This is a genomic window from Nocardioides speluncae, from assembly GCF_003121585.1.
GTDB classification, from domain to species: Bacteria; Actinomycetota; Actinomycetes; order Propionibacteriales; family Nocardioidaceae; genus Nocardioides; species Nocardioides speluncae.
In genome coordinates this window covers 1-22,244 of record NZ_QEOO01000015.1, presented here as the reverse complement: position 1 = coordinate 22,244, position 22,244 = coordinate 1, and the positions used below count along the sequence as shown (strand labels likewise).

At 71.3% G+C, this 22,244-nt stretch carries 20 protein-coding genes; 15 read left to right on the top strand and 5 right to left on the bottom strand.

The genetic code is table 11. The features are described from left to right. Positions 1-4 precede the first annotated feature (4 nt). Positions 5-625, bottom strand: a complete 621-nt coding sequence (locus tag DDV73_RS06785; RefSeq protein ID WP_109506495.1) for a hypothetical protein — start codon at positions 623-625, stop codon at positions 5-7. Positions 626-746: 121 nt separating this feature from the next. Between DDV73_RS06785 and DDV73_RS06780 the strand changes: the two genes are divergently transcribed. Then, positions 747-1,184, top strand: a complete 438-nt coding sequence (locus DDV73_RS06780; RefSeq protein ID WP_109506494.1) for a hypothetical protein — start codon at positions 747-749, stop codon at positions 1,182-1,184. 5 nt (positions 1,185-1,189) lie between these two features. Here DDV73_RS06780 and DDV73_RS28370 read toward each other — a convergent pair whose 3' ends face one another. After that, positions 1,190-1,774: a hypothetical protein gene (locus tag DDV73_RS28370; protein ID WP_154402640.1), complete on the bottom strand. Its 585-nt coding sequence runs from the start codon at positions 1,772-1,774 to the stop codon at positions 1,190-1,192. 51 nt (positions 1,775-1,825) lie between these two features. On the opposite strand from DDV73_RS28370, the gene DDV73_RS06770 reads away from it, so the two are divergent. From DDV73_RS06770 to proB, 7 genes are all read left to right on the top strand, one after another. Beyond that, a complete protein-coding gene (locus DDV73_RS06770) occupies positions 1,826-3,037 on the top strand; it encodes a winged helix DNA-binding domain-containing protein (protein WP_109506492.1) in 1,212 nt (403 codons plus the stop codon). A 26-nt stretch (positions 3,038-3,063) separates the two neighbouring features. Further along, entirely contained in the window at positions 3,064-3,780 is a 717-nt protein-coding gene (locus tag DDV73_RS06765; protein ID WP_109506491.1) for a TIGR03936 family radical SAM-associated protein, read from the top strand. Positions 3,781-4,154: 374 nt separating this feature from the next. Next, positions 4,155-7,145 (top strand): Rne/Rng family ribonuclease, encoded by a 2,991-nt coding sequence (locus DDV73_RS06760; protein ID WP_109506490.1) that lies wholly within the window; start codon positions 4,155-4,157, stop codon positions 7,143-7,145. Positions 7,146-7,348: 203 nt separating this feature from the next. Beyond that, positions 7,349-7,651: a 50S ribosomal protein L21 gene (gene rplU / locus DDV73_RS06755; protein ID WP_109506489.1), complete on the top strand. Its 303-nt coding sequence runs from the start codon at positions 7,349-7,351 to the stop codon at positions 7,649-7,651. A gap of 33 nt (positions 7,652-7,684) precedes the next feature. Beyond that, entirely contained in the window at positions 7,685-7,939 is a 255-nt protein-coding gene (gene rpmA / locus DDV73_RS06750) for a 50S ribosomal protein L27 (RefSeq protein ID WP_109506488.1), read from the top strand. 91 nt (positions 7,940-8,030) lie between these two features. After that, the gene (gene obgE, locus DDV73_RS06745) at positions 8,031-9,578 is read left to right on the top strand and encodes a GTPase ObgE (RefSeq protein WP_109506487.1); all 1,548 of its coding nucleotides are present in this window, start codon (positions 8,031-8,033) and stop codon (positions 9,576-9,578) included. Beyond that, positions 9,575-10,690: a glutamate 5-kinase gene (gene proB / locus DDV73_RS06740; RefSeq protein WP_109506486.1), complete on the top strand. Its 1,116-nt coding sequence runs from the start codon at positions 9,575-9,577 to the stop codon at positions 10,688-10,690. Before obgE ends, proB begins: the two co-directional genes overlap by 4 nt. Here the strand turns inward: proB and DDV73_RS06735 are convergent. Further along, positions 10,687-11,013, bottom strand: a complete 327-nt coding sequence (locus DDV73_RS06735; protein WP_109506485.1) for a winged helix-turn-helix transcriptional regulator — start codon at positions 11,011-11,013, stop codon at positions 10,687-10,689. The two genes, proB and DDV73_RS06735, sit on opposite strands and share 4 nt — an antisense overlap. A gap of 69 nt (positions 11,014-11,082) precedes the next feature. Between DDV73_RS06735 and DDV73_RS06730 the strand changes: the two genes are divergently transcribed. Both DDV73_RS06730 and DDV73_RS06725 read left to right on the top strand, forming a co-directional pair. Then, positions 11,083-11,655, top strand: coding sequence for a carboxymuconolactone decarboxylase family protein (locus tag DDV73_RS06730; RefSeq protein ID WP_109506484.1), 573 nt, complete (start codon positions 11,083-11,085; stop codon positions 11,653-11,655). Positions 11,656-11,677: 22 nt separating this feature from the next. After that, positions 11,678-12,655: an endonuclease/exonuclease/phosphatase family protein gene (locus DDV73_RS06725; RefSeq protein WP_109506483.1), complete on the top strand. Its 978-nt coding sequence runs from the start codon at positions 11,678-11,680 to the stop codon at positions 12,653-12,655. Between the two features lie 300 nt (positions 12,656-12,955). On the opposite strand, the gene DDV73_RS06720 is transcribed toward DDV73_RS06725, so the two are convergent. Beyond that, complete coding sequence (locus tag DDV73_RS06720; protein WP_109506482.1) at positions 12,956-15,145, bottom strand: DNA/RNA non-specific endonuclease; 2,190 nt, start codon at positions 15,143-15,145, stop codon at positions 12,956-12,958. A gap of 100 nt (positions 15,146-15,245) precedes the next feature. On the opposite strand from DDV73_RS06720, the gene DDV73_RS06715 reads away from it, so the two are divergent. From DDV73_RS06715 to DDV73_RS06695, 5 genes are read left to right on the top strand one after another with little or no spacing between them, the layout of a single operon-like run. Next, entirely contained in the window at positions 15,246-16,427 is a 1,182-nt protein-coding gene (locus DDV73_RS06715; RefSeq protein ID WP_109506481.1) for a cysteine desulfurase family protein, read from the top strand. Then, positions 16,424-17,536: a tRNA 2-thiouridine(34) synthase MnmA gene (gene mnmA, locus DDV73_RS06710; RefSeq protein ID WP_206050751.1), complete on the top strand. Its 1,113-nt coding sequence runs from the start codon at positions 16,424-16,426 to the stop codon at positions 17,534-17,536. The genes DDV73_RS06715 and mnmA overlap by 4 nt, the downstream gene beginning before the upstream one ends. Next, a complete protein-coding gene (locus tag DDV73_RS06705) occupies positions 17,533-18,525 on the top strand; it encodes a uroporphyrinogen decarboxylase/cobalamine-independent methonine synthase family protein (RefSeq protein ID WP_109506480.1) in 993 nt (330 codons plus the stop codon). Before mnmA ends, DDV73_RS06705 begins: the two co-directional genes overlap by 4 nt. A 58-nt stretch (positions 18,526-18,583) precedes the next feature. Beyond that, positions 18,584-19,738 carry a hypothetical protein gene (locus tag DDV73_RS06700; RefSeq protein ID WP_109506479.1) on the top strand — a complete coding sequence of 385 codons (1,155 nt, stop codon included), beginning with the start codon at positions 18,584-18,586 and terminating at the stop codon, positions 19,736-19,738. Between the two features lies 1 nt (position 19,739). Beyond that, the gene (locus tag DDV73_RS06695) at positions 19,740-20,921 is read left to right on the top strand and encodes a hypothetical protein (protein WP_109506478.1); all 1,182 of its coding nucleotides are present in this window, start codon (positions 19,740-19,742) and stop codon (positions 20,919-20,921) included. 4 nt (positions 20,922-20,925) lie between these two features. Here DDV73_RS06695 and DDV73_RS06690 read toward each other — a convergent pair whose 3' ends face one another. Further along, a complete protein-coding gene (locus DDV73_RS06690; protein ID WP_154402639.1) occupies positions 20,926-22,029 on the bottom strand; it encodes a hypothetical protein in 1,104 nt (367 codons plus the stop codon). Positions 22,030-22,244: the final 215 nt, after the last annotated feature.

Below are 22,244 nucleotides of genomic sequence, written 5' to 3'. Positions count from 1 at the left end.
CCCCCTAGCCGGATCGTGGTGACGCGAGGTCGGCGATGCCGTCCGGCCGCTGGGTTCCCCGTCGTCGCCGGGCCCGGTCGGCGCGCTGGCGGTCGATGGCCGACTCGTAGGGCAGGGGCGGGTAGTCGAGGTATCGGGTGTCGGAGGGCCGTAGCACCGTCTCGCGCACTCGGTTGTTGGTCACCGTGATCGAGTACAGCTCCTTGTTGTCGCGTCGACAGCCGACGATCATCCCGTCGAGAACGTGGTCGAATGTGAATCCGGCGAACTGCGGATCGTCCGATCTCGATGCTTGGGCGCCCGGCTTCAGGAAGTGCTCGATCAGATAGCTCATCCACCGCACCGGGCTGTAGAACTTCTCGGTCCCGTCGAACGCGAGGCAGCAGCCGTCCCAGCAGGGTGTCCATTGGCACCACAGCCCAGGCTGACCTGGCGCGGAGCGGTTGTAGGCCTCGATGGCGGTCTCGCCACGCTGCTCGGCCGCTGGGTTGCCGGGTACGGCGTACGGCCCACCGGCGCGGTCGAACCGGCGTGACGCCGAGAAGGCGGTCAGATAGTTGATCTCGTCCTCGTTGAGAGCGGGGTCGATGTCGACGTGCCCGACGAAGTCGGTGGTGTATCCCATAGCTGGCTCCTTGCTGTGTCGTTCCCAGAGCCTTGCCGAAGTCGCGCCGCTTCTCACGGATGAATTCGGCGCCTGTGGATAACCAAAGCGGCTGACGTTCGGATCGGGCACTCTCGTCGGCATGACACTCCAGACCTATGAGTTCCGAGATCCCAGCGCACTGATCAACGACCTGGCCGCGCGCGTGCCGATGGCGCCGGGCACGGCGTACCTCGTCCTGGTCGTCGACCCGGCGACCGAGCAGAGAATCGTTCTGGTCGAGCGGTTGGACACTCCCGCTGTGCTCTACGACTGCGAGGCCGCTCGGGAGGAGTTGCGAGAGCGCGTGGAGCTCATGCCGGTGCCAGATACCTGGCCGACGCGGCATGCGGTAATGACTGTCGTCGTCCGACCCGGACTCTGCGTGTTCGGGCCCAACGAGGCCCACTGGTTCAGCGCCTGGCGCTACGCGAACCACCTGTCGCGCGCCCACACCGGCGACGTGATCCTGGTGACCGAGCACGGCTGGACCGACTTCATGACGAAGTTCGCAGGGCGCACCCCGGCCCTGAGCGCCTAACTGCTCTACTCGAAGACCGGCCCGTCGAGCTCGTCGCCCTCGGTGTGCCGGACCAGGCAGACCACCTGGTCGCCAGCGGCCGGCTCCTCGTCCTGGGTGAGTGGTCGGACCTCGAGGTCGTCCTCGGCGAGCTGGTCGAGCGAGCTGTCCTGCTCGGCGAGCAGCTCGGCGCACCTTGCCGGCGCGGCGTCGTCGTACTCGTCCGCCTCGTCGTCGTCGAGCTCGAATGTCGCGAAGATCTCGGCGTCGTGTGCGCCGGCGCAGTCCGCGGTCTCGATCTCGCCCACCGAGCCGTTGCCGGCGGCCAGGTCGGAGCTGACCAGACAGTCGCCCTCGTCCAGCGTCGCGACGGAGACTCCGTTGCCTCGGGCGAGCAGGATCGCCAGCACCACGGCTCCGGCCACCAGCAGCAGCACGGCGACCAGGATGACCGGCCCCAGCCAGGCCCTTCGCCGTCGCGGCAGAACGCCAGGCGCAGGAGGCTGACCCGGGGCGGAGTAGCCCGGCGGCGGCCTGCCGTACGGCGGTTGCTGGGGCGGCTGGCCACCCGACTGGCCTCCCGGCGGTGGGTACGACGGCGGGTACGACATGGCGCTCAGCGTAGCCACCGCCGATGGTCGGTCCGGCATGCTGGACCCACCATGCCCAAGTACGCCGTTCCCGACCCGGTCCGCCACATCGACGACGACGAGCGCCGCGCTCGGCTGGCCCGGCGGCACGGCCTCGCCCCGCAGCACCGGTACGACGACCCGGAGGCCGCGACCCGGGCGATGACGGTGCTGCACGCCACGGAGCCGCCGAGCCCGTACCTGTCGCTGTTCGCCCGCGTCCACGACGTCACGCTCAACGAGATCGACAAGCTGCTCTACGACGACCGGGCGCTGGTCAAGCAGCTGGCGATGCGCCGCACGATGTTCGTCTTCCCGCGCGATCTGCTGCCTGCGGCCTGGGGCAGCATCTCCGCGCGGGTTGCTCAGCAGGAAAGGCGCAATGTGCTCAAGGACGTGGCCGCCTCCGGCCTGTCCGACGACGCAGAAGCCTGGCTCGCCGCGGCCCGGGCCGCGGTGCTGGCGCGGCTGGCCGACGGCGACGCACTCACCGCGCTGCAGCTGCGCGAGGAGGTGGCCGAGCTTCAGGCCAAGTTCACGATGGGCGAGGGCAAGAAGTGGGGCGGCACGTTCTCGTTCGGCCCACGGATCCTCAGCGCGCTCGGGGCCGAGGCGCTGATCGTGCGCGGCAACAACACCGGTCACTGGCGGCTCTCCCGCCACGAATGGACGCTCACCGAGCACTGGCTCGGCGAGCCGGCCGCCCCGCTCTCCGTCGAGGAGGGGTACGCCGAGCTCGTGCGCCACTGGCTGTGGACTTTTGGTCCCGGCACCGAGGCCGACCTCGTGTGGTGGCTCGGCTCGACCAAGACCGCAGTACGTCAGGCGCTGGCCGACATCGGCGCGGTGCCGGTGAGCCTCGACGGCGGGCTGGCGGGGTGGGTGCTGCCCGATGACCTCGACCCGGTACCCGCGGTCGAGCCGTGGGCTGCGCTGGTGCCGGTCCTGGATCCGACCACGATGGGCTGGCGGAACCGTGAGTTCTACCTCGACCCCGCGCACACGCCATACCTCTTCGACACCGCCGGCAACGCCGGCACCACCGCGTGGTGGCACGGCCGGATCGTCGGCTGCTGGGTGCACGACGACGACGGCGTGGTCAAGGTGCTGCTGCGCGAGGACCTCGGGGCCGAGGCGAAGGCGGCGTTCGACGTCGAGGCGGCCCGGCTCACCGAATGGCTCGACGGGGTCAAGGTGTCGACGATCTACAACTCGGTGCTGATGAAGCAGGCACGCCTGCCCTGACCCCGACGCGCGACTAGGGTGACCGGGTGCGTGAACAACCCGAGCAGCAAGCCCCTCCGGTCCAGCGACTTCGGATCCGCTACGCCAAGCGAGGCCGCCTGAGGTTCACCAGCCACCGCGACTTCAGCCGGGCCTTCGAGCGGGCGATCTTCCGGGCGCGGGTGCCGATGGCCTACTCGTCGGGGTTCAACCCGCACCCGCGGATCTCGTACGCCGGCGCGGCGCCGACCGGCTCGGCGAGCGAGGCGGAGTACCTCGAGATCGGGCTGGCCGAGGTGGCCGACCCGGCCGCGATCAAGGCTCTCCTCGAGGAGGCGCTCCCCGACGGGCTGGACGTGCTCGAGGTCGTCGAGTCGCCCGGCGGCTCGCTGGCCGACCTGCTCACCGCGAGCCGCTGGCTGATCGACACCACCGCGGATCAGGCCGCTGCCGCTGCCGCGGTCGCGGCGTTCCTGGCGAGCGACGAGGTGCTGGTCCAGCGGATGACCAAGAAGGGCGTCAGGGAGTTCAACTGTCGCGCGGCGGTGGCGTCGCTGACCGTCGTCGAGCGTGCCGGTGGCGCCCGTTTGGACCTCCTGCTGCGGCACGTCGTACCCGCGGTCCGGCCGGACGACGTGCTCACCGGACTGGCCGCCGCCGGCGGCCTGGAAGCCGGTGAATCACCGCTGCTGACCCGCCTCGCGCAGGGTCCGTACGATGAGTCGACCGGCGAGGTCGGCGACCCGCTCGGCAGTCGGGGATAGCGGCAACCGTCACCCGGTGTGCGATACTCGACCTTGGTTGATGTTGTGCGGCGCCGCCGCGCACCACGACCCGACGACGCTTCGCCGGAGTCCGCGGATTGAGTTCCGGAGGCACCGGCACGATGGGCGAAGGTCGTCACCAGACCGCGACGCGGCTGGGTGCTTGCCGGTGACAGCGGCGGCATCCGCTTCCAGGCTCAGGCCCGAGCCCAGCGACCGCGGCAGGTGACTTGACCGGCGCCGGTTGACGCTCCCAGCGGAGGAGTCGCCGCCACACGAAGGCTTAACGCCGCCGGCTCCCTAGCGGACCGGTTGGCGTCGGACACGCTCCGGATCGCGGTGAGGACCGCCAGGCCGGAGCCGAGGAGTACCCCTTGCTCGACGAGGACAACACCATCGAGACCGCTTCGGCGGAACCGGCCGCCGCAGAGAGTGCGGCCCCCGCGAAGAAGACGGCGGCCAAGAAGACCGCCACGAAGCGGGCCACGACGAAGAAGACCACCGCCAAGAAGGCCGCCGCGAAGTCGGCCGAGGCTCCGGAGGTCGCCGAGACCGCCGAGACCGCCGATGAGCCGGCGGCCAAGAAGGCGCCGGCGAAGAAGGCCGCGGCCAAGAAGACGGCTGCGAAGACCACCGCCAAGAAGGCGGCCGCCAAGAAGACGGCCGCCAAGAAGACGGCGGCGAAGAAGGCCACGACCAAGAAGGTCGCCTCGGCCGAGCTTCCGCTCGAGACGCCGCAGGTGGAGGAGGCGGCCGCCCCCGCGGCGGCCGCGCTCGCAGTGCCGCTGTTCCAGGCACCGGACGCCGCCAAGGCCACCCCGGTACGCCGTACCCGCAAGGCCGCGGCCAAGCCCGAGGCCAAGCCCGAGGCCAAGCCCGAGGTCGAGGTCGAGGAGACCGAGGCCAAGGCCGAGCCGGCCGAGGAGCCGGCCAAGAAGCCCACGCGTACCCGCAAGAAGGCCGCACCGAAGCCCGCAGAGGAGACCGAAGCCGCCGACACCGAGGCCGCCGAGGAGACCGACACCGAGGACTCCGCCGACGAAACCGAGGGTGGCACCAGCCGCCGTCGCCGTCGCCGCGGCGGCCGCCGTCGCCGCAAGGGTGGGGACGGTGCCGACGACACCGAGTCGGACGAGCAGGGCAACGGCGGCTCCGACGAGGAGTCCGCCGACGACGGCGAGACTGCTGCGGGCTCCCGCCGGCGGCGGCGCCGCCGACGTGCGGGCGAGGACTCCGGCGAGGCGCCGGACGACCCGGCCAACACCGTCGTCCGGGTCCGGACCGGCCGCACCGGCGAGGACCAGATCACCTCGCTCTCCGGCTCCACCCGCCTGGAGGCCAAGAAGCAGCGCCGTCGCGAGGGCCGCGAGGCCGGCCGCCGCCGCGCGCCGATCGTGAGCGAGGCCGAGTTCCTGGCCCGCCGCGAGTCCGTCGAGCGGGTGATGGTGATCCGCCAGCGCGACGACCTGACCCAGATCGGCGTCCTCGAGGACAAGGTGCTCGTCGAGCACTACGTCGCCCGCGAGTCGCAGACCTCGCTGATCGGCAACGTCTACCTCGGCCGCGTCCAGAACGTGCTGCCCTCCATGGAGGCGGCGTTCATCGACATCGGCAAGGGCCGCAACGCGGTGCTGTACGCCGGTGAGGTCAACTGGTCCAGCCTCGGCCACAAGGACGGCCAGCCGCGCAAGATCGAGTCGGTGCTGTCGTCCGGCCAGGCGGTGCTGGTGCAGGTCACCAAGGACCCGGTGGGTCACAAGGGCGCCCGGCTCACCAGTCAGATCAGTCTGGCCGGCCGCTTCCTGGTGTACGTGCCCGACGGCACCACCAGCGGCATCTCGCGCAAGCTCCCCGACACCGAGCGCACCCGGCTGAAGACGCTGCTGAAGGAGATCGTCCCCGACACCGCCGGGGTCATCGTCCGCACCGCCGCCGAGGGCGCCAGCGAGGACGAGCTGACCCGCGACGTCGAGCGGCTCAAGGCCCGCTGGGACGACATCGAGAAGAGCGTCAAGTCCGGCAACGCGCCGAAGCTGCTGTACGGCGAGCCCGACCTGACCCTCAAGGTCGTCCGCGACCTGTTCACCGAGGACTTCGCCAAGATGGTCATCCAGGGCGACGACGCCTGGGACACCGTGCAGGGCTACGTCTCCCACGTCGCTCCCGACCTGGAGACCCGCTTGGAGCGCTACGACAAGGACGGCGACGTCTTCTCGGCGTACCGGATCGACGAGCAGATCGCCAAGGGCGTGGACCGCAAGGTCTGGCTGCCGTCGGGCGGCTCGCTGGTCATCGACCGCACCGAGGCGATGACCGTGGTCGACGTCAACACCGGCAAGTTCACCGGCTCCGGCGGCAACCTCGAGGAGACGGTCACCAAGAACAACCTCGAGGCCGCGGAGGAGATCGTCCGCCAGCTCCGGCTGCGCGACATCGGCGGCATCATCGTGGTCGACTTCATCGACATGGTCCTGGAGTCCAACCGCGACCTGGTGCTACGCCGGCTGGTGGAGTGCCTGGGCCGTGACCGGACCCGCCACCAGGTTGCCGAGGTGACCTCGCTCGGCCTGGTGCAGATGACCCGTAAGCGGATCGGCACCGGTCTGCTCGAGGCGTTCAGCGAGACCTGTGAGCACTGCCAGGGCCGCGGCGTACTCGTGCACGACATGCCGATCGAGCCCCGCAAGGCCGAGGACGAGGGCCGGCGTTCCGGCCGTCGCGGCCGGGGCCGCAAGGGCGACAACGCCGCCGAGGCGACCCCCGCCCGGCCGCCGTCGCCGAAGGACGTCGCCGCCGTCGCACGTCCTGAGAACGCCGAGCAGCCGGCCGCCGACGAAGAGCCCGCCGAGCCCGTAGGGACCGTCGAGCCGACCGAGCCGACTGAGGCTCCGGAGGCGCCGGTCGCCGAGGTTCCCGACGAGGCGGCCCCGGTGGAGCCGGTTGCGGCCGAGCCGGAGCCGGAGCCGGAGCCCGAGGTGGAGCCCGAGGTGGCAGCGGCGCCCAAAGTCATCACTCGGACCCGTCGCGTCGCCCGCCGCGCTGCCGGATCGTCCACGCCGGTCGAGGCGCCGGTGGTGGCCGTTCCGGTGACCGTGAATGACACCGAGCCGGCCGCCGAGGCGGCCGACGACAGTGCGCCGCCCGCGGTCGAGCCGCCGAAGGTGGTCACCCGGACACGCAGGCGCAGCGCCAGCCGGCCCGCCGGCCCGGCTGCGGCCGAGGCGGGTGCGGTGGCAGGTGCGGTCGCGGTGATCGACCAGAACGGTGAGCAGGGCAGTGAGCAGGACAGTCTCGACTTCGGTGACGACACTCCTCAGCTGGAGCTGCACGTGCCGATCAAGAAGCGTGGATCGCGCCGGCGCTAGGCGATTCCACGGGTCGCGCGGCCGTTTTGCGGAGTGGCCGCGCGATCCGTAGTATTGACCCTCGGCGCGCGTCCCATGCGCCGGTTCTGCGTTGCCCCTCCACCCGGCGTACCACCAACTTGGTTGCGCCGGCGGGTCTGGAGGCGCCGCAGGCACACAGATTTCGACAGTTCTCAAGCAGTGATTCGACGAAGGAGACCGCGGTGTACGCGATCGTGAAGGCTGGGGCGACTCAGCAGAAGGTTGCCGTGGGCGACGTCATCGAGATCGACAAGGTCTCGACCGGCGTTGGTGAGTCGCTCACCCTGCCCGTGGTGCTCCTCGTCGACGGCGAGAAGGTCACCTCGACCGGCCTGGACAAGGCGTCGGTGACCGCCGAGGTCCTGGGCGCCACCAAGGGCCCGAAGATCGTCATCCAGAAGTTCAAGAACAAGACCGGCTACAAGAAGCGCCAGGGTCACCGTCAGAAGTACACCCAGGTCAAGGTCACCGCGATCACCGCCTGATCGCTCGCCGAACTTAGATAAAGGACTGAACTCATGGCACACAAGAAGGGCGCGGCTTCTACCAAGAACGGTCGCGACTCCAACTCCCAGCGCCTCGGCGTGAAGCGCTTCGGCGGCCAGGTCGTCAACGCCGGCGAGATCATCGTCCGCCAGCGCGGCACTCACTTCCACCCGGGCAGCGGCGTCGGCCGCGGCGGTGACGACACCCTGTTCGCGCTGGTCCCCGGCGCGGTCGAGTTCGGCACCAAGCGCGGCCGTCGCGTCGTTAACGTCGTCCCGGGCGAGTGACCTGACGCGTCACATCCCCAGCTTCAACCGAAGGCGTCCCTAGACTTCTGGGGGCGCCTTCGGCTTTGTGCCTTCGAGCAAAGGATTCTTCATGGCTGTGCCGACGTTCGTCGACCAGGTCACGCTGCACGTCAGCGCCGGTCGCGGCGGTAACGGCGTCGCGTCGGTGCACCGCGAGAAGTTCAAGCCTCTCGGCGGTCCGGACGGTGGCAACGGCGGGCCCGGCGGGTCGGTGATCCTCCGGGTGGACCAGGCCGTCACCACGCTGCTCGACTACCACCACAGCCCGCGCCGCCGCGCCGAGCACGGCGGTCACGGCGCCGGCGCCCACAAGAACGGCGGCCACGGCGCCGACCTGGTGCTGCTGGTCCCGGACGGCACCGTCGTGTCCGACACCAAGGGCAACGTGCTGGCCGACCTGGTCGGTGCCGGCACCGAGATGGTGATCGCAGAGGGCGGCCGCGGCGGGCTCGGCAACGCGGCGCTCGCGTCGGCCAAGCGGAAGGCCCCTGGCTTCGCGCTGCTCGGTGACCCGGGCGAGGAGCTCGACATCGTGCTCGAGCTGAAGGTGGTCGCCGACATCGGGCTGGTCGGCTTCCCGAGCGCCGGCAAGTCGTCGCTGATCGCGGCCATCTCGCGAGCCCGGCCGAAGATCGCGGACTACCCGTTCACTACGCTCGTGCCCAACCTCGGCGTGGTCACCGCCGGCGACCTCACGTTCACCGTCGCCGACGTACCCGGGCTGATCGAGGGCGCCAGCGAGGGCCGCGGCCTCGGCCACGACTTCCTGCGCCACATCGAGCGCTGCGCGGCGATCGTGCACGTCATCGACACCGCGAACATCGAGCCGGGTCGCAACCCGGTCGACGACCTGGACGTGATCGAGAACGAGTTGGCCAAGTACGGCGGCCTCGAGGACCGGCCGCGGCTGGTGGCCCTCAACAAGGTCGACGTACCCGACGGCCGCGACATCGCCTCGTTCGTGATCGACGAGCTGCGCGAGCGCGGGCTGCGGGTGATCGAGGTGTCCGCGATGTCGACCGAGGGACTGCGCCAGCTGACCTTCGCGATGGCCGAGATCGTGGCCCGGGCGCGGGCCGACCAGGCCGTAGAGGTGACGCCGCGGATCGTGATCCGGCCGGCCGGCACCGGCGGCGAGGAGTTCGTGGTCACCGAGACTCCGGACGGCTGGCGGGTGCGGGGCACCAAGCCGGAGCGCTGGGTGCGGCAGACCGACTTCAGCAACGACGAGGCGGTCGGCTTCCTCGCCGACCGGCTCAACCGGCTCGGTGTCGAGGACCGGCTGCTCGAGCTGGGCGCGCAGGAGGGCGACGCCGTACTCATCGGCGACCCGGACAACTCGGTGGTGTTCGACTTCAAGCCCGGCATCGACGCCGGCGTCGAGATGCTCGGCCGCCGCGGCGAGGACCAGCGCTTCGAGGAGTCGCGGCCGGCCGCTCAGCGCCGCCGCGCGATCGACGAGGCGATGGGCGAGCGTGCCGAGCACGAAGCCCGCGCCGACGTGGCCCGGCGAGTCGACACCGGCCCGACGTCGTACGACATCGGCTCGGTCGACGACCCGGACGCCGACTGGGCCGAGTCTGATCCAGCGCAGCCCGATCCGGACGCCGAGCGGTGACGGTGCGCGGCGTCGTCACCGCCGCGCGGCGGATCGTGGTCAAGGTCGGCTCGTCGTCACTGACCACCGCCGCGGGCGGGATCGACCCGGATCGAGTACGCCGCCTGGTCGACGACCTGGCCGCCAGCCGGGGCCGTGGCGCCGAGGTGGTCCTGGTGTCGTCGGGTGCGATCGCGGCCGGGCTGGCCCCGCTCGGCCTGAAGAAGCGGCCGCGTGGGCTGCCCGCGCAGCAGGCCGCGGCGTCGGTGGGGCAGGGGCTGCTGGTGCACCGCTATACCGAGGAACTGGCCCGGCACGGCATCACCGCCGGTCAGGTGCTGCTCACCGTCGACGACGTGACCCGGCGCTCGCACTACCGCAACGCCTACCAGACCTTCGCCAAGCTGCTGGAGCTCGGCGTGCTGCCGATCGTCAACGAGAACGACACGGTCGCGACCGGCGAGATCCGGTTCGGCGACAACGACCGGCTGGCTGCCTTGGTCGCGCATCTGGTGCACGCCGACCTGCTGGTGCTGCTGTCCGACGTCGACGGCCTGTACGACGGCAACCCAGCGCACGACGGCACCTCCCTGGTCCGCGAGGTGGCCGGCGACGGCGACCTGACCGCGATCCGGATCGGCTCGTCGGGTGCGGCCGGGGTCGGCACCGGAGGCATGCAGACCAAGGTGGAGGCTGCCCGGATCGCCACCGGCGCCGGGATCCCCGTCGTACTCACCGCGGCCGAGCAGGCCGCGGCCGCGCTGGCCGGCGACGAGGTCGGCACCTTGTTCCACCCCACCGGCCGCCGCCGCCCGACCCGGCTGCTGTGGCTGGCCCACGCGACCGACCCGAAGGGCCAGGTGCTGCTCGACGCCGGTGCTGTGCGGGCCGTCGTCGAGCGCCGGGCGTCGCTGCTGGCTGCCGGCGTGACCGGCGCGACCGGCACCTTCGTCGCCGGCGATCCGGTCGACCTCGTCGGCCCCGACGGGATCGCCGTCGCCCGCGGCCTGGTCAACTTCGACGCCGCCGAGGTGCCGGCCCTGGTCGGCCGCTCGACGTCGGAGCTCAAGCGGGAGCTGGGTGCGGCGTACGAGCGCGAGGTCGTGCACCGCGACGACATGGCGCTGCTCTAGCTGGCCGTCCAGCCTTCGGCGAAGGCGCCGAGGGGGGCGAGGGCCGCCAGCAGATCGCGCCCCTGACTCGTCAGGACGTAGCCGTCCGGGCCGGACGTGACGAACGCTGCCTCGCGCAGCTCGCGGAGCCGGTCGTTGAGGACGCTGGGCGACATCGTGTCGCAGCGGTCGCGTAGCTCGCGGAAGGTCAGCGGGTCGCCGTCGCGCAGCTCCCAGAGCACGCGCAGGCACCAGCGTCGCCCGAGTAGGTCGAGCAGCGCGGGCAGCGGACGGCCGGTTCGCGTGGTCCGGGAGGGGCGGCCCGGAAGCGGGGTCTCTGCCATTGCGCTACGGATTCCGTAGTGTTAGGTTCACAGCCTCACGCTACGAAAATCGAAGCAGGAGGGCAAGTCATGGATGCACCCCGGATCCGGCCACTGGAGCCGCCGTACGACGAGGAGCTGGCCACCACGCTGCGGCGGCTGATGGGCGGGGTCGACGCCGAGCCACTCGCCCTCTTCCGCACCATCGCCCACCATCCGCAGCTGCTGGAGCGGTTCCGGTCCATGGGCACGCTGCTGCTCAACTACGGCGACGTCGCCCCGCGCGAACGCGAGCTGGTCATCCTGCGCACCACCGCTCGGTGCGAGGCTTGGTACGAGTGGTCGGTGCACGTGGAAGTGTTCGCCGCCCAGGTCGGGCTGGACGACGCAGCTGTCCACGCCACCACCGTCGTACCGCTCACGCCGGAGGGCCTGAGTGTCGAGGACCGGCTGATCCTCGAGCTGAGCGACGCGCTCCACGACAGCGCGGCCGTTCCGGACCGGATCTGGACAGCGCTGGCCGCGTCCCACTCGCCGGCGCAGCTGCTGGAGTTGCTTGCCCTGGCCGGGCAGTACCGAGGCGTCTCGTACTACGTGAATGCCATCGGCATCGAGCCGGAGCCCTGGGCGCCGGTGCCTGCGGTGGCCCGGGTGGCCCCTTGAATCTGCCGGGTAGTTTCGCGGCATGCGGGTCCGGGGGGTCTTGTTCTGGGTGGTGCTGGCGGGGCTGGCGCTGCCGGCGCTGCTGCTGACCGTGCTGCGGCTGACCACGCCGGACGTCGGTACGGCGGTACGGGGCGTGTCGTTCGCGCCGCTCGCGCTGCCGTTGTACGCCGCGGCGCTGGTACTCCTGCTCGCCCGGATCGCCTGGCCCGCCGGCCGGCAGCGGCGGGTGTGGGTGGCGGCGACGGTGGCCGCGCTGCTCCCGCTCGGCCTGCACGGCTGGTGGCTGGCGCCGCAGTTCTCGGGCGGCCAGCCGGCCGCAGCGGCTGACGCGCGGACCTTCCAGGTGATGACCGCTAACCTGCTGACCGGCCACGCGGACCCGCTCGAGGTGATGGAGACGATCGCCAACGAGCAGGTCGACATCCTGGTGCTGCAGGAGGTAACTCCGGAGGCGCTGGCCGCGCTAGACGAGGCCGGGCTGTCGACCGCACTGCCGGAGCGGGCCGGCGAGCCGGGGTTCGGGGTCATGGGGACGATGATCCTGAGCGTCGGGGAGATCACCGAGGTCTCGCGCCTGGACACCCACATGGGCTCGTACGCCGCGACGGTCGCGCTGCCCCAGGGCGAGGTGCGGATGCTCGGCGTACACCCGGTGCCACCGCACAACGCCGACGTCTGGTCCGGCGAGCTCGGCGTGATCGAGAAAACGGCGGACGACCGGGTCGACCTGCTCGCCGGAGACTTCAACGCGACTCCGGACCACGCCCCGATGCGCGGGATCTACGACGCCGGCTTCCGCGACGCGGCCGAGGTCGCCAACGCCGGCTGGCAGCCGACCTGGCCCGCCAACGGGTCGATGGTCGGGCTGCCCTCGCCGCCGGTCGTCCAGATCGACCACGTGCTGGTGGGGGAGCGGCTCACCGCCCTCGACACCCGCACCGTCGACATCACCGGCACCGACCACCGGGCCGTGATCGCCGACGTCGCCTTCGTCTGACGCCGACCCGGCCCGCGTTGACGCTGTACGGCGCTGACCCGGCCCGTGTTGACGCCGTACGGCGCTGACCCGGCTCGTGTTGACGCCGTACGGCGCTGACCCGGCTCGTGTTGACGCTGTACGGCGTTGACCCGGCTCGTGTTGACGCTGTACGACGGTGACCCGGCTCGTGTTCACGCAGAACGTGTCAACACGGGCCGGGTCGCTGGCCTGACATGTGAAGACGGGCCGGGTCGACGTGCTGACGGGTGAAGACGGGCCGGGTCGGCGTGCTGACGGGTGAAGACGGGCCGGGTCGGGTTAGAGGCGGAGGTCGTCGTACGAGCCGAGGCGGACGCCGGGGAGGGGGAGGTCGGTGGACTCCTCGACCACGTCGGACTCCTCGCGCTCGCCGTCGAGCGAGTCGAACTCGCGCAGGTGGGAGAAGTCCAGTGAGGTCAGGGAGGCGATGCTGCGGACCGGCACCTGGAAGGTCTCGGGCGCGAACGCCGCCTCCAGCTCCTTCTCGACCAGCTCCTTCTGGCTGATCAGGAACGCCGCGCTGGCGCCCTTGCCCTCGGCGGTCCGGAAGGCAACCACCTTCCAGTAGGCCAGCGGGATCTGGACACCACGGAAGATCGGGTCGGCGGGCTTGAGCACCGGGCCGTTGAACACCGTGATCCGCTGCTTGGCCGCGCGGGCGCCGTGCAGCAGGTGGTCCTCGAGGCCGGCCCACAGCGTCTTGCCCTGGTTGAAGAACTTGTGTTGCGGCGAGCAGTTGGTGAAGTGGAAGGTGTCGTCGTTGGCGACCCGGGCGATCTTCTCCACCGAGCCCCAGGCCGGGTCGAGACGCCGTACCAGATGGCCGCGGTCGAAGTCGTTGTCCTCGTAGATCTCCGGGCCCATCTGCGCCTCGCGGTCGATCCGCGGGTCGAAGATCCACTTGTCGCGGTCCCGGTTGAGCTCCATCGAGAGCGCACCCTCGATGTTGACCACGGAGTACCACGCGATCCGGCGGCCGCGGTGCATGACCAGGCTGTAGTGGTGGTAGTCGAGTACGGCGGGATCGCGGCCGGGCAGCGGCTGCTGGTTCATCGCGACCTGCTCGCGCTGCTGGGCAGTGAGCTCGGGCAGCGGCACGGTCAGGCCGGTGAACTCCGGGTCGTAGCCGGCGCGGGTCGTGTAGTCCGGGTCGATGCTGACCGCCTCGACCAGGGCGGGCGCAGCGACCGGCGCCGCCTGGGTGACCGCGGCAGCGGACTGGCCGGCCAGCTGGACGGTGATCCTGAGCGGCACCGTGACGGTGACGTCCGCCGTACCAGCGGGCGCCTGCGGGGCGACCGCCGTCGGGGCGGCCGCGACGACCGAGGTGGTGGTCGCCGCGGCCGGCGTCTCGGTGGACCCGACGAGCGTGGCTGGGCTTGGTGGGGCTGGGACAGGGATGATGCCGACTCCGGCTGGGAGGGGAGTGATCGGGGTGGTCTCCGGGCCGGGGTCGATGACCAGCCGCAGCAGGTCGCGGGCGGCCGGCGGGAGGTTCGGGGCCTCGGTCTCGGCGAACGAGATCACGCTGGAGATCCGGATCCCCTCGTTGGCGATCCACTTGATCTTGTCGTCGCCCATCGAGCGGTCCCAGACCGAGCCGTCGACGGCGAGGATCCGGCCCTGCGCGTCCTTGGCCGGTACGCCGGAGTGGTGCAGGCCGAGCACTTCCCACTGGTTGTTGAACAGCGGCGACCCGGACGAGCCGGGCGAGGTGTCGCTGCGGTAGTGCAGGAAGGCGTCGAACCGGTCGACCAACTCGTTCTGCTGCAGCGCCAGCTGCTTCGGCTGGCCCTCGGGGTGCTGGATGATGTTGATGCTCTCGCCGAGCAGAATCTTGCCCTGCAGGCGGCTGAGCCGGTTGCTGCCGAAGTCCGCCAGGTCGCGCTGCGGCGCCGTACTGTCCGCGCGGGAGCGGGGCGCGACGGCGACCATGGTCACGTCGAGCTCGCGGTTGGTGAGGAAGAGCTCGTCGGGCAGCAGGTCGAAGCTGTACGTCGGGCGCGGCCGGCCGTCGATGTCGTTCTGCAGGTCGAACTCGACCTGGGAGAACCGGGCCTCGCCCGCGTCGGAGAGCACGTGGTTGTTGGTCATCAGCACCCGCGGCGCGGCCAGGAAGCCGGTGCCGAAGCCGCGCAGCTGCACCTGGTCACGGACGTTGATCCGGCCGACCGTCGAGGCCACCCGGGCGCCGAGCTCCAGGAAGGCCACCGCCAGCAGGTTGCTGCCGTCGATGATCCGCTCGAGGACCTCGGGGCTCTCGGTGGCCGGGACCGGTGAGGCGTCGAGGGTGTCGCGGGCTGCGACCCGCTGGCCACGCAGCGCGACCCGCTCGGGGGAGTCCACCTCCAGCACGCTGGCGCGGCCGGCCTTCACCTCGTCGAGCTTCTGCTCGACCTCGGCGCGCTCGGCCGTGCGTTCCTCGAACCGCTCGGTGGTCGCGGCGAGGAGGTTGTCGGGAAGCACCATGTCTGTGAGGAGGGTCTGATAACACCTCGGATACGTCTGCTTCGGTTAACACTCGCGCCATTTACCAGAGGTATGCGTAGCGCCGTACCCTTGGGAGGCGATGAGCGCCCCTGAGACCACCGTCTACCTCGACCATGCAGCAACCACGCCGATGCTGCCGGCTGCGGTCGAGGCGCTGACCTCCCAGCTCACCAGCACCGGCAACCCGTCGTCGCTGCACGCATCCGGCCGACACGCCCGCCGGGTGGTCGAGGAGTCGCGAGAGCGGATCGCCCAGGCGCTCGGCTGCCGGCCCGGAGAGATCGTGTTCACCTCGGGCGGGACCGAGGCCGACAACCTGGCGCTGAAGGGCATCCACTGGTCGCGGCACGCCGCCGACCCGCGCCGTACCCGGATCCTGACCACCGCGGTCGAGCACCACGCCGTCCTCGACCCGCTCGAATGGCTGCGCGGGTCCGGCGCGGAGATCGAGCTGCTGCCGGTCGACGACACCGGCCGGCTCGACGTGGCCGCCTTCAGGGCGGCCGTCGTGCGCGAGCCGGACACCGTCTCGCTCGTGTCGGTGATGTGGGCCAACAACGAGGTCGGCACCCTCCAGCCGGTCGACGAGGTGGTCGCCATCGCTGGCGAGCACGGCATCCCGGTGCACACCGACGCCGTCCAGGCGGTGGGTGCGGTGCCCGTCGGCTTCGCGGCGTCCGGCGTCGACGCGCTGACCCTGACCGGACACAAGCTCGGCGGCCCGTACGGCGTCGGCGCGCTGGTGGTCCGGCGCGAGCTGGAGGTCACCCCGCTGGTCCACGGCGGCGGCCAGGAGCGCGACATCCGCAGCGGCACCATCGACACTCCGGCGATCGCCGGGTTCGCCGCGGCCGTCGAGGTCGCGGTCAAGGAGCAGGCCGACCACGCGGTGCGGGTCGGCGCGCTCCGCGACGACCTGGTACGCCGCGTGCTCGAGGTGGTCCCGGACGCCGTACCGCGCGGCAACCCGGACCATCGGCTTCCCGGCATCGCCCACCTCGCCTTCCCCGGCTGCGAGGGCGACTCGCTGCTAATGCTGCTCGACGCGCGCGGCATCGAGTGCTCGACCGGCTCGGCATGCTCGGCCGGCGTACCGCAGCCGTCGCACGTGCTGCTGGCGATGGGCTGCACCGACGCCGAGGCGCGCAGCTCGCTGCGGTTCTCGCTCGGCCACACCTCGACCCAGGAGGACGTTGACGCGCTGGTCGAGGCGATCGGCCCGGCCGTGGAGCGGGCGCGAGCCGCGGGGATCAAGTCGTGAAGGTGCTCGCTGCGATGTCCGGCGGGGTCGACTCGGCGGTGGCGGCCGCGCGGGCGGCCGAGGCCGGCCACGACGTCACCGGCATCCACCTCGCTCTCTCGCGCAACCCCAAGTCGTACCGCACCGGCGCCCGTGGCTGCTGCACCATCGAGGACGCCAACGACGCCCGCCGCGCGGCCGACGTGATCGGCATCCCGTTCTACGTGTGGGACATGAGCGACCGCTTCCACGAGGACGTGGTCGAGGACTTCATGAGCGAGTACGCCGCCGGCCGCACCCCCAACCCGTGCCTGCGCTGCAACGAGAAGATCAAGTTCGCCGCGGTCCTCGACCGGGCGATCGCGCTGGGCTTCGACGCGGTCGCTACTGGGCACTACGCACAGCTGCGGCGCGGCGACGACGGGCTGATCGAGATGCACCGCGCGGTCGACCACGGCAAGGACCAGTCCTACGTGCTCGGCGTACTCACCCAGGAGCAGCTCGCCCACTCGCTGTTCCCGCTGGGCGACTCGGTGAAGACCGACGTACGCCGCGAGGCCGAGGAGCGCGGACTGCTGGTCGCCGACAAGCCCGACAGCCACGACATCTGCTTCGTCGCCGATGGCGACAACGCCGGCTGGCTGCGCGAGAAGCTCGGTGAACAGGCTCCCAACCACGGCGGTGACATCGTCGACGCGACGTCCGGCGAGGTGCTCGGCCAGCACGAAGGTACGTTCGGCTTCACCATCGGCCAGCGCAAGGGTCTGCGGATCGGCCGCCCTGCGCCGGACGGGAAGCCGCGCTTCGTGCTCGACATCGAGCCGGTCTCCGGCACCGTCACGGTCGGCTCCCGCGAGCGGCTGCGGATCGACCGGATCCGGGGCATCAAGGCGCGCTGGTGCGGCACCGTCCCGTCTCGTCTGGCGGGTCCCGACGTCACCGTCCAGCTGCGCGCCCACGGCGGCGAGCACCGCGCGACCGTGGCGACGGTGGACAGCCAGGTCGACATTGAGCTGCTGGACCCGGCCGAGGGGATCGCGCCCGGCCAAGCCGCGGTGATCTACGACGGCACCCGCGTGGTCGGCTCGGCCACCATCGCCGAGACCGCGCGCAGCGAGGCGCTCGCGTGACGTTGGCGACCGGCGTCGGGTCGTATCCCGGCGACGACGATGCGGCGTACGCCGAGGCGTTGCGGGTGGTGCTCGGCGAGGTGCCCGACCTGCCCCACCTGCCCGAGGTGCCCGGCCGCGGTGCGCCCGCCGACCTGACCGGCCGCGCGCTGGCGATCGTCTCCGAGCTCGGCGCCGACCTGCAGCCCGCCGGCTGGCGGCTCACCGACGCCCCCGGCATCGACCACCGGCGGGCCCGCTCGCAGCTCGCCCAGGACCTGGACGGGCTGGAAGAGCAGGCGGCCGGCTACGAAGGCGCGTTCAAGGTGCAGGTCGCCGGCCCGTGGACGCTGGCCGCGACCGTCGAGAAGCCGCGCGGGGACCGGGTGCTGTCCGACTTCGGAGCCCGCCGCGATCTAGCCCAGGCGCTGGCCGAGGGGGTGCGCACCCATGTCGCCGACGTCCTTCGCCGGCTGCCCGGCGTCACCGAGCTGCTGGTCCAGGTCGACGAGCCGGCGCTGCCCGCCGTACTTTCCGGGGAGGTGCCGACCGCGTCCGGTTTTCATCGGCACCGGTCGGTCGACCTGCCGGTCGCGTCGGAGGCACTCGAGTGGGTGCTCGCCGCGATCAGCGAGTCCGGCGCGACGCCGGTCGTGCACTGCTGCGCCCGTGACGTGCCGGTCGACCTGCTCCGCAAGTCCGGCGCTCGCGGCCTGTCGGTGGATCTGACCACGGTTGCCGCGAGCGCGTACGACGGGCTCGCCGAGGCGCTGGAGGCGGGTGAGCGGGTGCTGCTCGGCGTCCTACCCGCGCTGGATCCGGTCACCGCGCCGACCGAGAAGGGACTCACCGAACAGGTGCTGCGCTGGCTCGACATGCTCGGCCTCGACCCGGCGGAAGTCGGCGACCGACTCGTCGTCACGCCGACCTGCGGCCTGGCCGGTGCGTCGCCCGCCTGGGCGCGCCAGGCGCTCGCGCTTGCCCGTCAAGCAGCAGCGAATCTTGGCTGATCGAAGTCAATGGCGCACCCCTGCAACCCAACGACATCCTCACCTCGTTGAGGAACACATGAGACATCTGGTCCTGGTCGGACTGCTGCTGACGCTCATGGCGTGCGACGACGCCGGCCCCGCGGCCGACACCGGTACCTCGTTGCCGCCGGAGAGCGACCGGGTGCCGATCACCTCACGTGCGATCGCCGCGATCGCGCTGGACCACCTCCCTGCTGACACCGAACGGCGTGAGCCGATGAGTCCGGTCGACCACGATCCGAGGGCGGCCGGAGCGCGCCTGGGCTACGGCGGCGAGCAGGACGACGTCTCTCTCGACGTGCTCGTCTCCCCACGTGTGGACGAGGAGCCGTGCCCGCAGCCGTACGACGGCTGTGAGGAGCTGAAGGCCGACGACGGCTCGCCGATGTTCCTGCGCTGGCAGGAGCTGGAGCCCGAGGAGGACCCCGGAGTGGTGGATGTCGTGCTGGACCGCGGCGACGAGCGGGTGCGGATCGAGCTGCACGGGCAGGAGGAGATCCTCGGCGATCCACGTGAGATGGACCTGTCAGTGTGGGTGGACCAGGCGCTCGAGATCGCCCAGGACCCGCGGCTTCGGCTGCGGACCAGCCAGGAGGCGGTCGACGCAGGCGAGCGGCTGGACAGGTGGGACGAGGACGAGGGCAATCCGGCGGGGTCCGACGTGGTACCCGCACGCGACCGCGACCTGGCCGCGGCGTACCTGCTGAACCAGCGCGACCCGGGCGAGGTGAACCGGGCCGAGCCGTCACCGCTGAAGAAGGACTTCGGCGCTGGTGCGATCGGCGCACGCCTGCACGGCGACGGTGTCCTCGACATCGTGGCCGCCAAGGAGGGTCCGAGCTGGCTGACGGGCGACCTGTGTGAGAGCAGGCGCTTCCGCTACTGCGACACGTCCTGGCCCTTCGCCGAGCTCACCGGCGACGCTCGCCGCAAGGTTGTCCACAACTCGGTGTACATCCTGTGGCGACCCGGCCCGAGCGGCGAGATCTGGGTGGTGCAGCAGCGGGTCGACCAGGTGGTCGCGCTCCGCTGGAGTGGCCTCCGCGTCCCCCACCGGGCGATGGAGGTCCATCGGGTGATCGACCTGGTCCGGCAGGGCGGCATCGTCGCGAACTCGGTGCTCGGGCTGACAACGCTCGAGATCGTCGCCGACTCGGACGTCGTCGTCGGCAAGTGGCAGGAGGTGAGCTGACGTGCGACGACTCGCTGCGATCGGGATGTTGTTGGTGCTCGTGGCATGCGGCGAGGAGTCCGTCGATCTGAGCGACGCGGTGCTGCCGAAGGCGAGCGAGCGGGTTCCGATCACCGATCGGGCGATTGCCGCGATCGGCCTGGAGCACCTCCCGGAGCGCACCAAGCACCGCCGCTCGATGGACCGCGGCAACCAGTACGTCGACGCGATGGGGGCTGAGCTCGACTACGGCGAGGTCTCCGTGCAGATCATGATCGAACCGGCCGAGGGTGAAGCGGACGATATGTGCGAGGTCGCAGTCGACTGCATCGAGGTGAAGGCCGAGGACGGGACACCGATGACGCTCGGCTGGCAGGCGGCGGAGCCGGAGGAGGATCCTGGCGTCGTCTGGGTCCGTGTACGCCGTGGCGATGACGAGATCAGGGTCAGCGAGTCGGGCAGCGTCCTCACCGAGGAGGATCCGCGCGAGCAGACTCTCGTGGTCGCAGCCGAGGACCTGATCGCCGCCGCCGGCGACCCGCTGCTGCGGCTGCGTACCAGCCCGGACGCCGTCGCCGCCGGCGAGGAGCTCGACGACTGGGAGGGCGGCGAGCCCGACCCGGACGCCCGCGACATCGTCCCCTCGACCGACCGTGCCCTTGCTGCGGCGTACCTCTCGACTCGGGGTGGGTACGGCGAGTTCTCGTCGATCGAGCCGTCGCCACTGAAGGCGATGTTCGGGGAGGGGGCGCTCGGTGCGCGGCTGCACGGCGGTGGGCTGGGTACGGCGCCGATCGTCATCGACTGGCTGGCCACGAGTCAGCCGCCGGCCTGGCTGAAGGGCGACCCGTGCGCCACCGACCGGTTCCGCGGTCGTTGCAAGGAGTACGCGCCCTTCGAGGAGTACGAGGCCGGCATCGCCGAGATGGCACCGCCGCTTCCTCCGGCCCCGGGTCCGATCTACCTGATGTGGACGCCGACCGCTCCCGGCGTACCCGGGGAGGTGTGGGCGGTCCAGCAGCGGCCGGACCAGCTGGTGGCCTTCCACCAGACCGGCTTCCGAGTGCCGGCGAGGCTGGCTGCCGTTGAGACGGCGGTCGAGTGGGCCTACCTCCACCAGCAGCTGGGAGTCGGGACGATCGGCCTGCAGACGACCACGGAGATCGCCGAAGACACCAGCATCACTCGGGCGTGGCGCGAGTGAGGCGTCAGCGCTCGAACTCGTCCCAGCTCTCGCCGAAGTCGTCGCTGACCAGGAAGGCGCCGCTCTCGGTGCCGGTGGTGTAGAGCCGGTCACCGGCGGCCGAGACGCTGTGGAAGAAGCCGAGGTTGTCCGGCAGCTTCAGCTCTGCGAAGTCGCCGGAGGCCTGCTGGAGCCACGCGCCCTCGGCGTCGCCCTCGAGCAGCAGTCGCCCGTCGGACAGCGTGTCCAGGTACACATCGAGCGCCTTCAACCCGTCCGCACCGGTCAGCGGGCTCGACTGCCAGGCCACCTTGCCCGGGCCTGCTGGACGGGTCCAGATCGAGTCGAGCACGGGGTACTCGTCCCCGCCGTGGCCGGTGACGAGCGTCAGCCGGCCGGACCCGGTGTGGATCTCGGAGACCGGGTACCCGCCCTTGCCGGCGGCTAGCCGGTCCTTGGTCCACGGCCCGGTGCCGCCGGGCGAGAACGCCAGCTTCACCTGGTCGTCGGCCCAGTCGAGGACGACCCAGACCACGCCCTCCTCGTCGATAGCGATCCGCTGCGGCTGGTCGGTGGGCAGCTTCGGCAGCTGGTACGCCGCGTTGTCGGACGGGCGGTACACGAGATTGCCGTCCTCGGCCCCCTGCACGAGCAGGTCGCCCGCCTGCACCGGCCGCGGCTTCTTGGCCACCTCGACGGGTGTGGTGGTGCCGTCCGCGGCGACGTGGAGCAGTGCCGGCGCCGTGTAGCTCTCCAGCAGGAAGCCGCCGTCGGTCGCACGGACGCGTGCCACGGCGCCCTGCTCCCTGACCTGCCCGAGCTTCTCGTCGGCGACCGGCTCGCCCTGGTCGTCGTACAGCCGCCAGGCCCCCTGCTGCGGGCCCTCGTCGTCGTCGGACTCGACCCGGTAGGTGACAAGGGTCTGTCCGCCACTCGTCGCGACGCTCGCCGCGCTGCCGGCGTCGATGATCTCGTCCGCGGTGGCGTCCGGGTCGCCGGCCACCCGCCACTCGTGCTTCTGGTGGTCCTCACTGCTGTTGCTGTCGGAAGCGCCCTCGTCACCGCAGGCGCTGAGCGCCGAGGCGGTGAGCGAGAGGGCCACGAGAAGGGTGGCGGGGGTACGTCGCATGCCGGCAACCTTAGGGCCGGGACGCACGAGGGCCGGACACCCCGTGAAGGTGTGTGTCCGGCCTCTGCGCCTGCGCCGTACGAGGTCAGCCATGTGGGCAGGGCCCTCGGGACCGTCGGTGGGGGCCTGACCCCGGATCGTGGACACGCTTGAATCCAGCAGTTCTGCTGGGGAGAGCGAGAAGATCCACCCATGGCCAGGAAGAACTACACCGA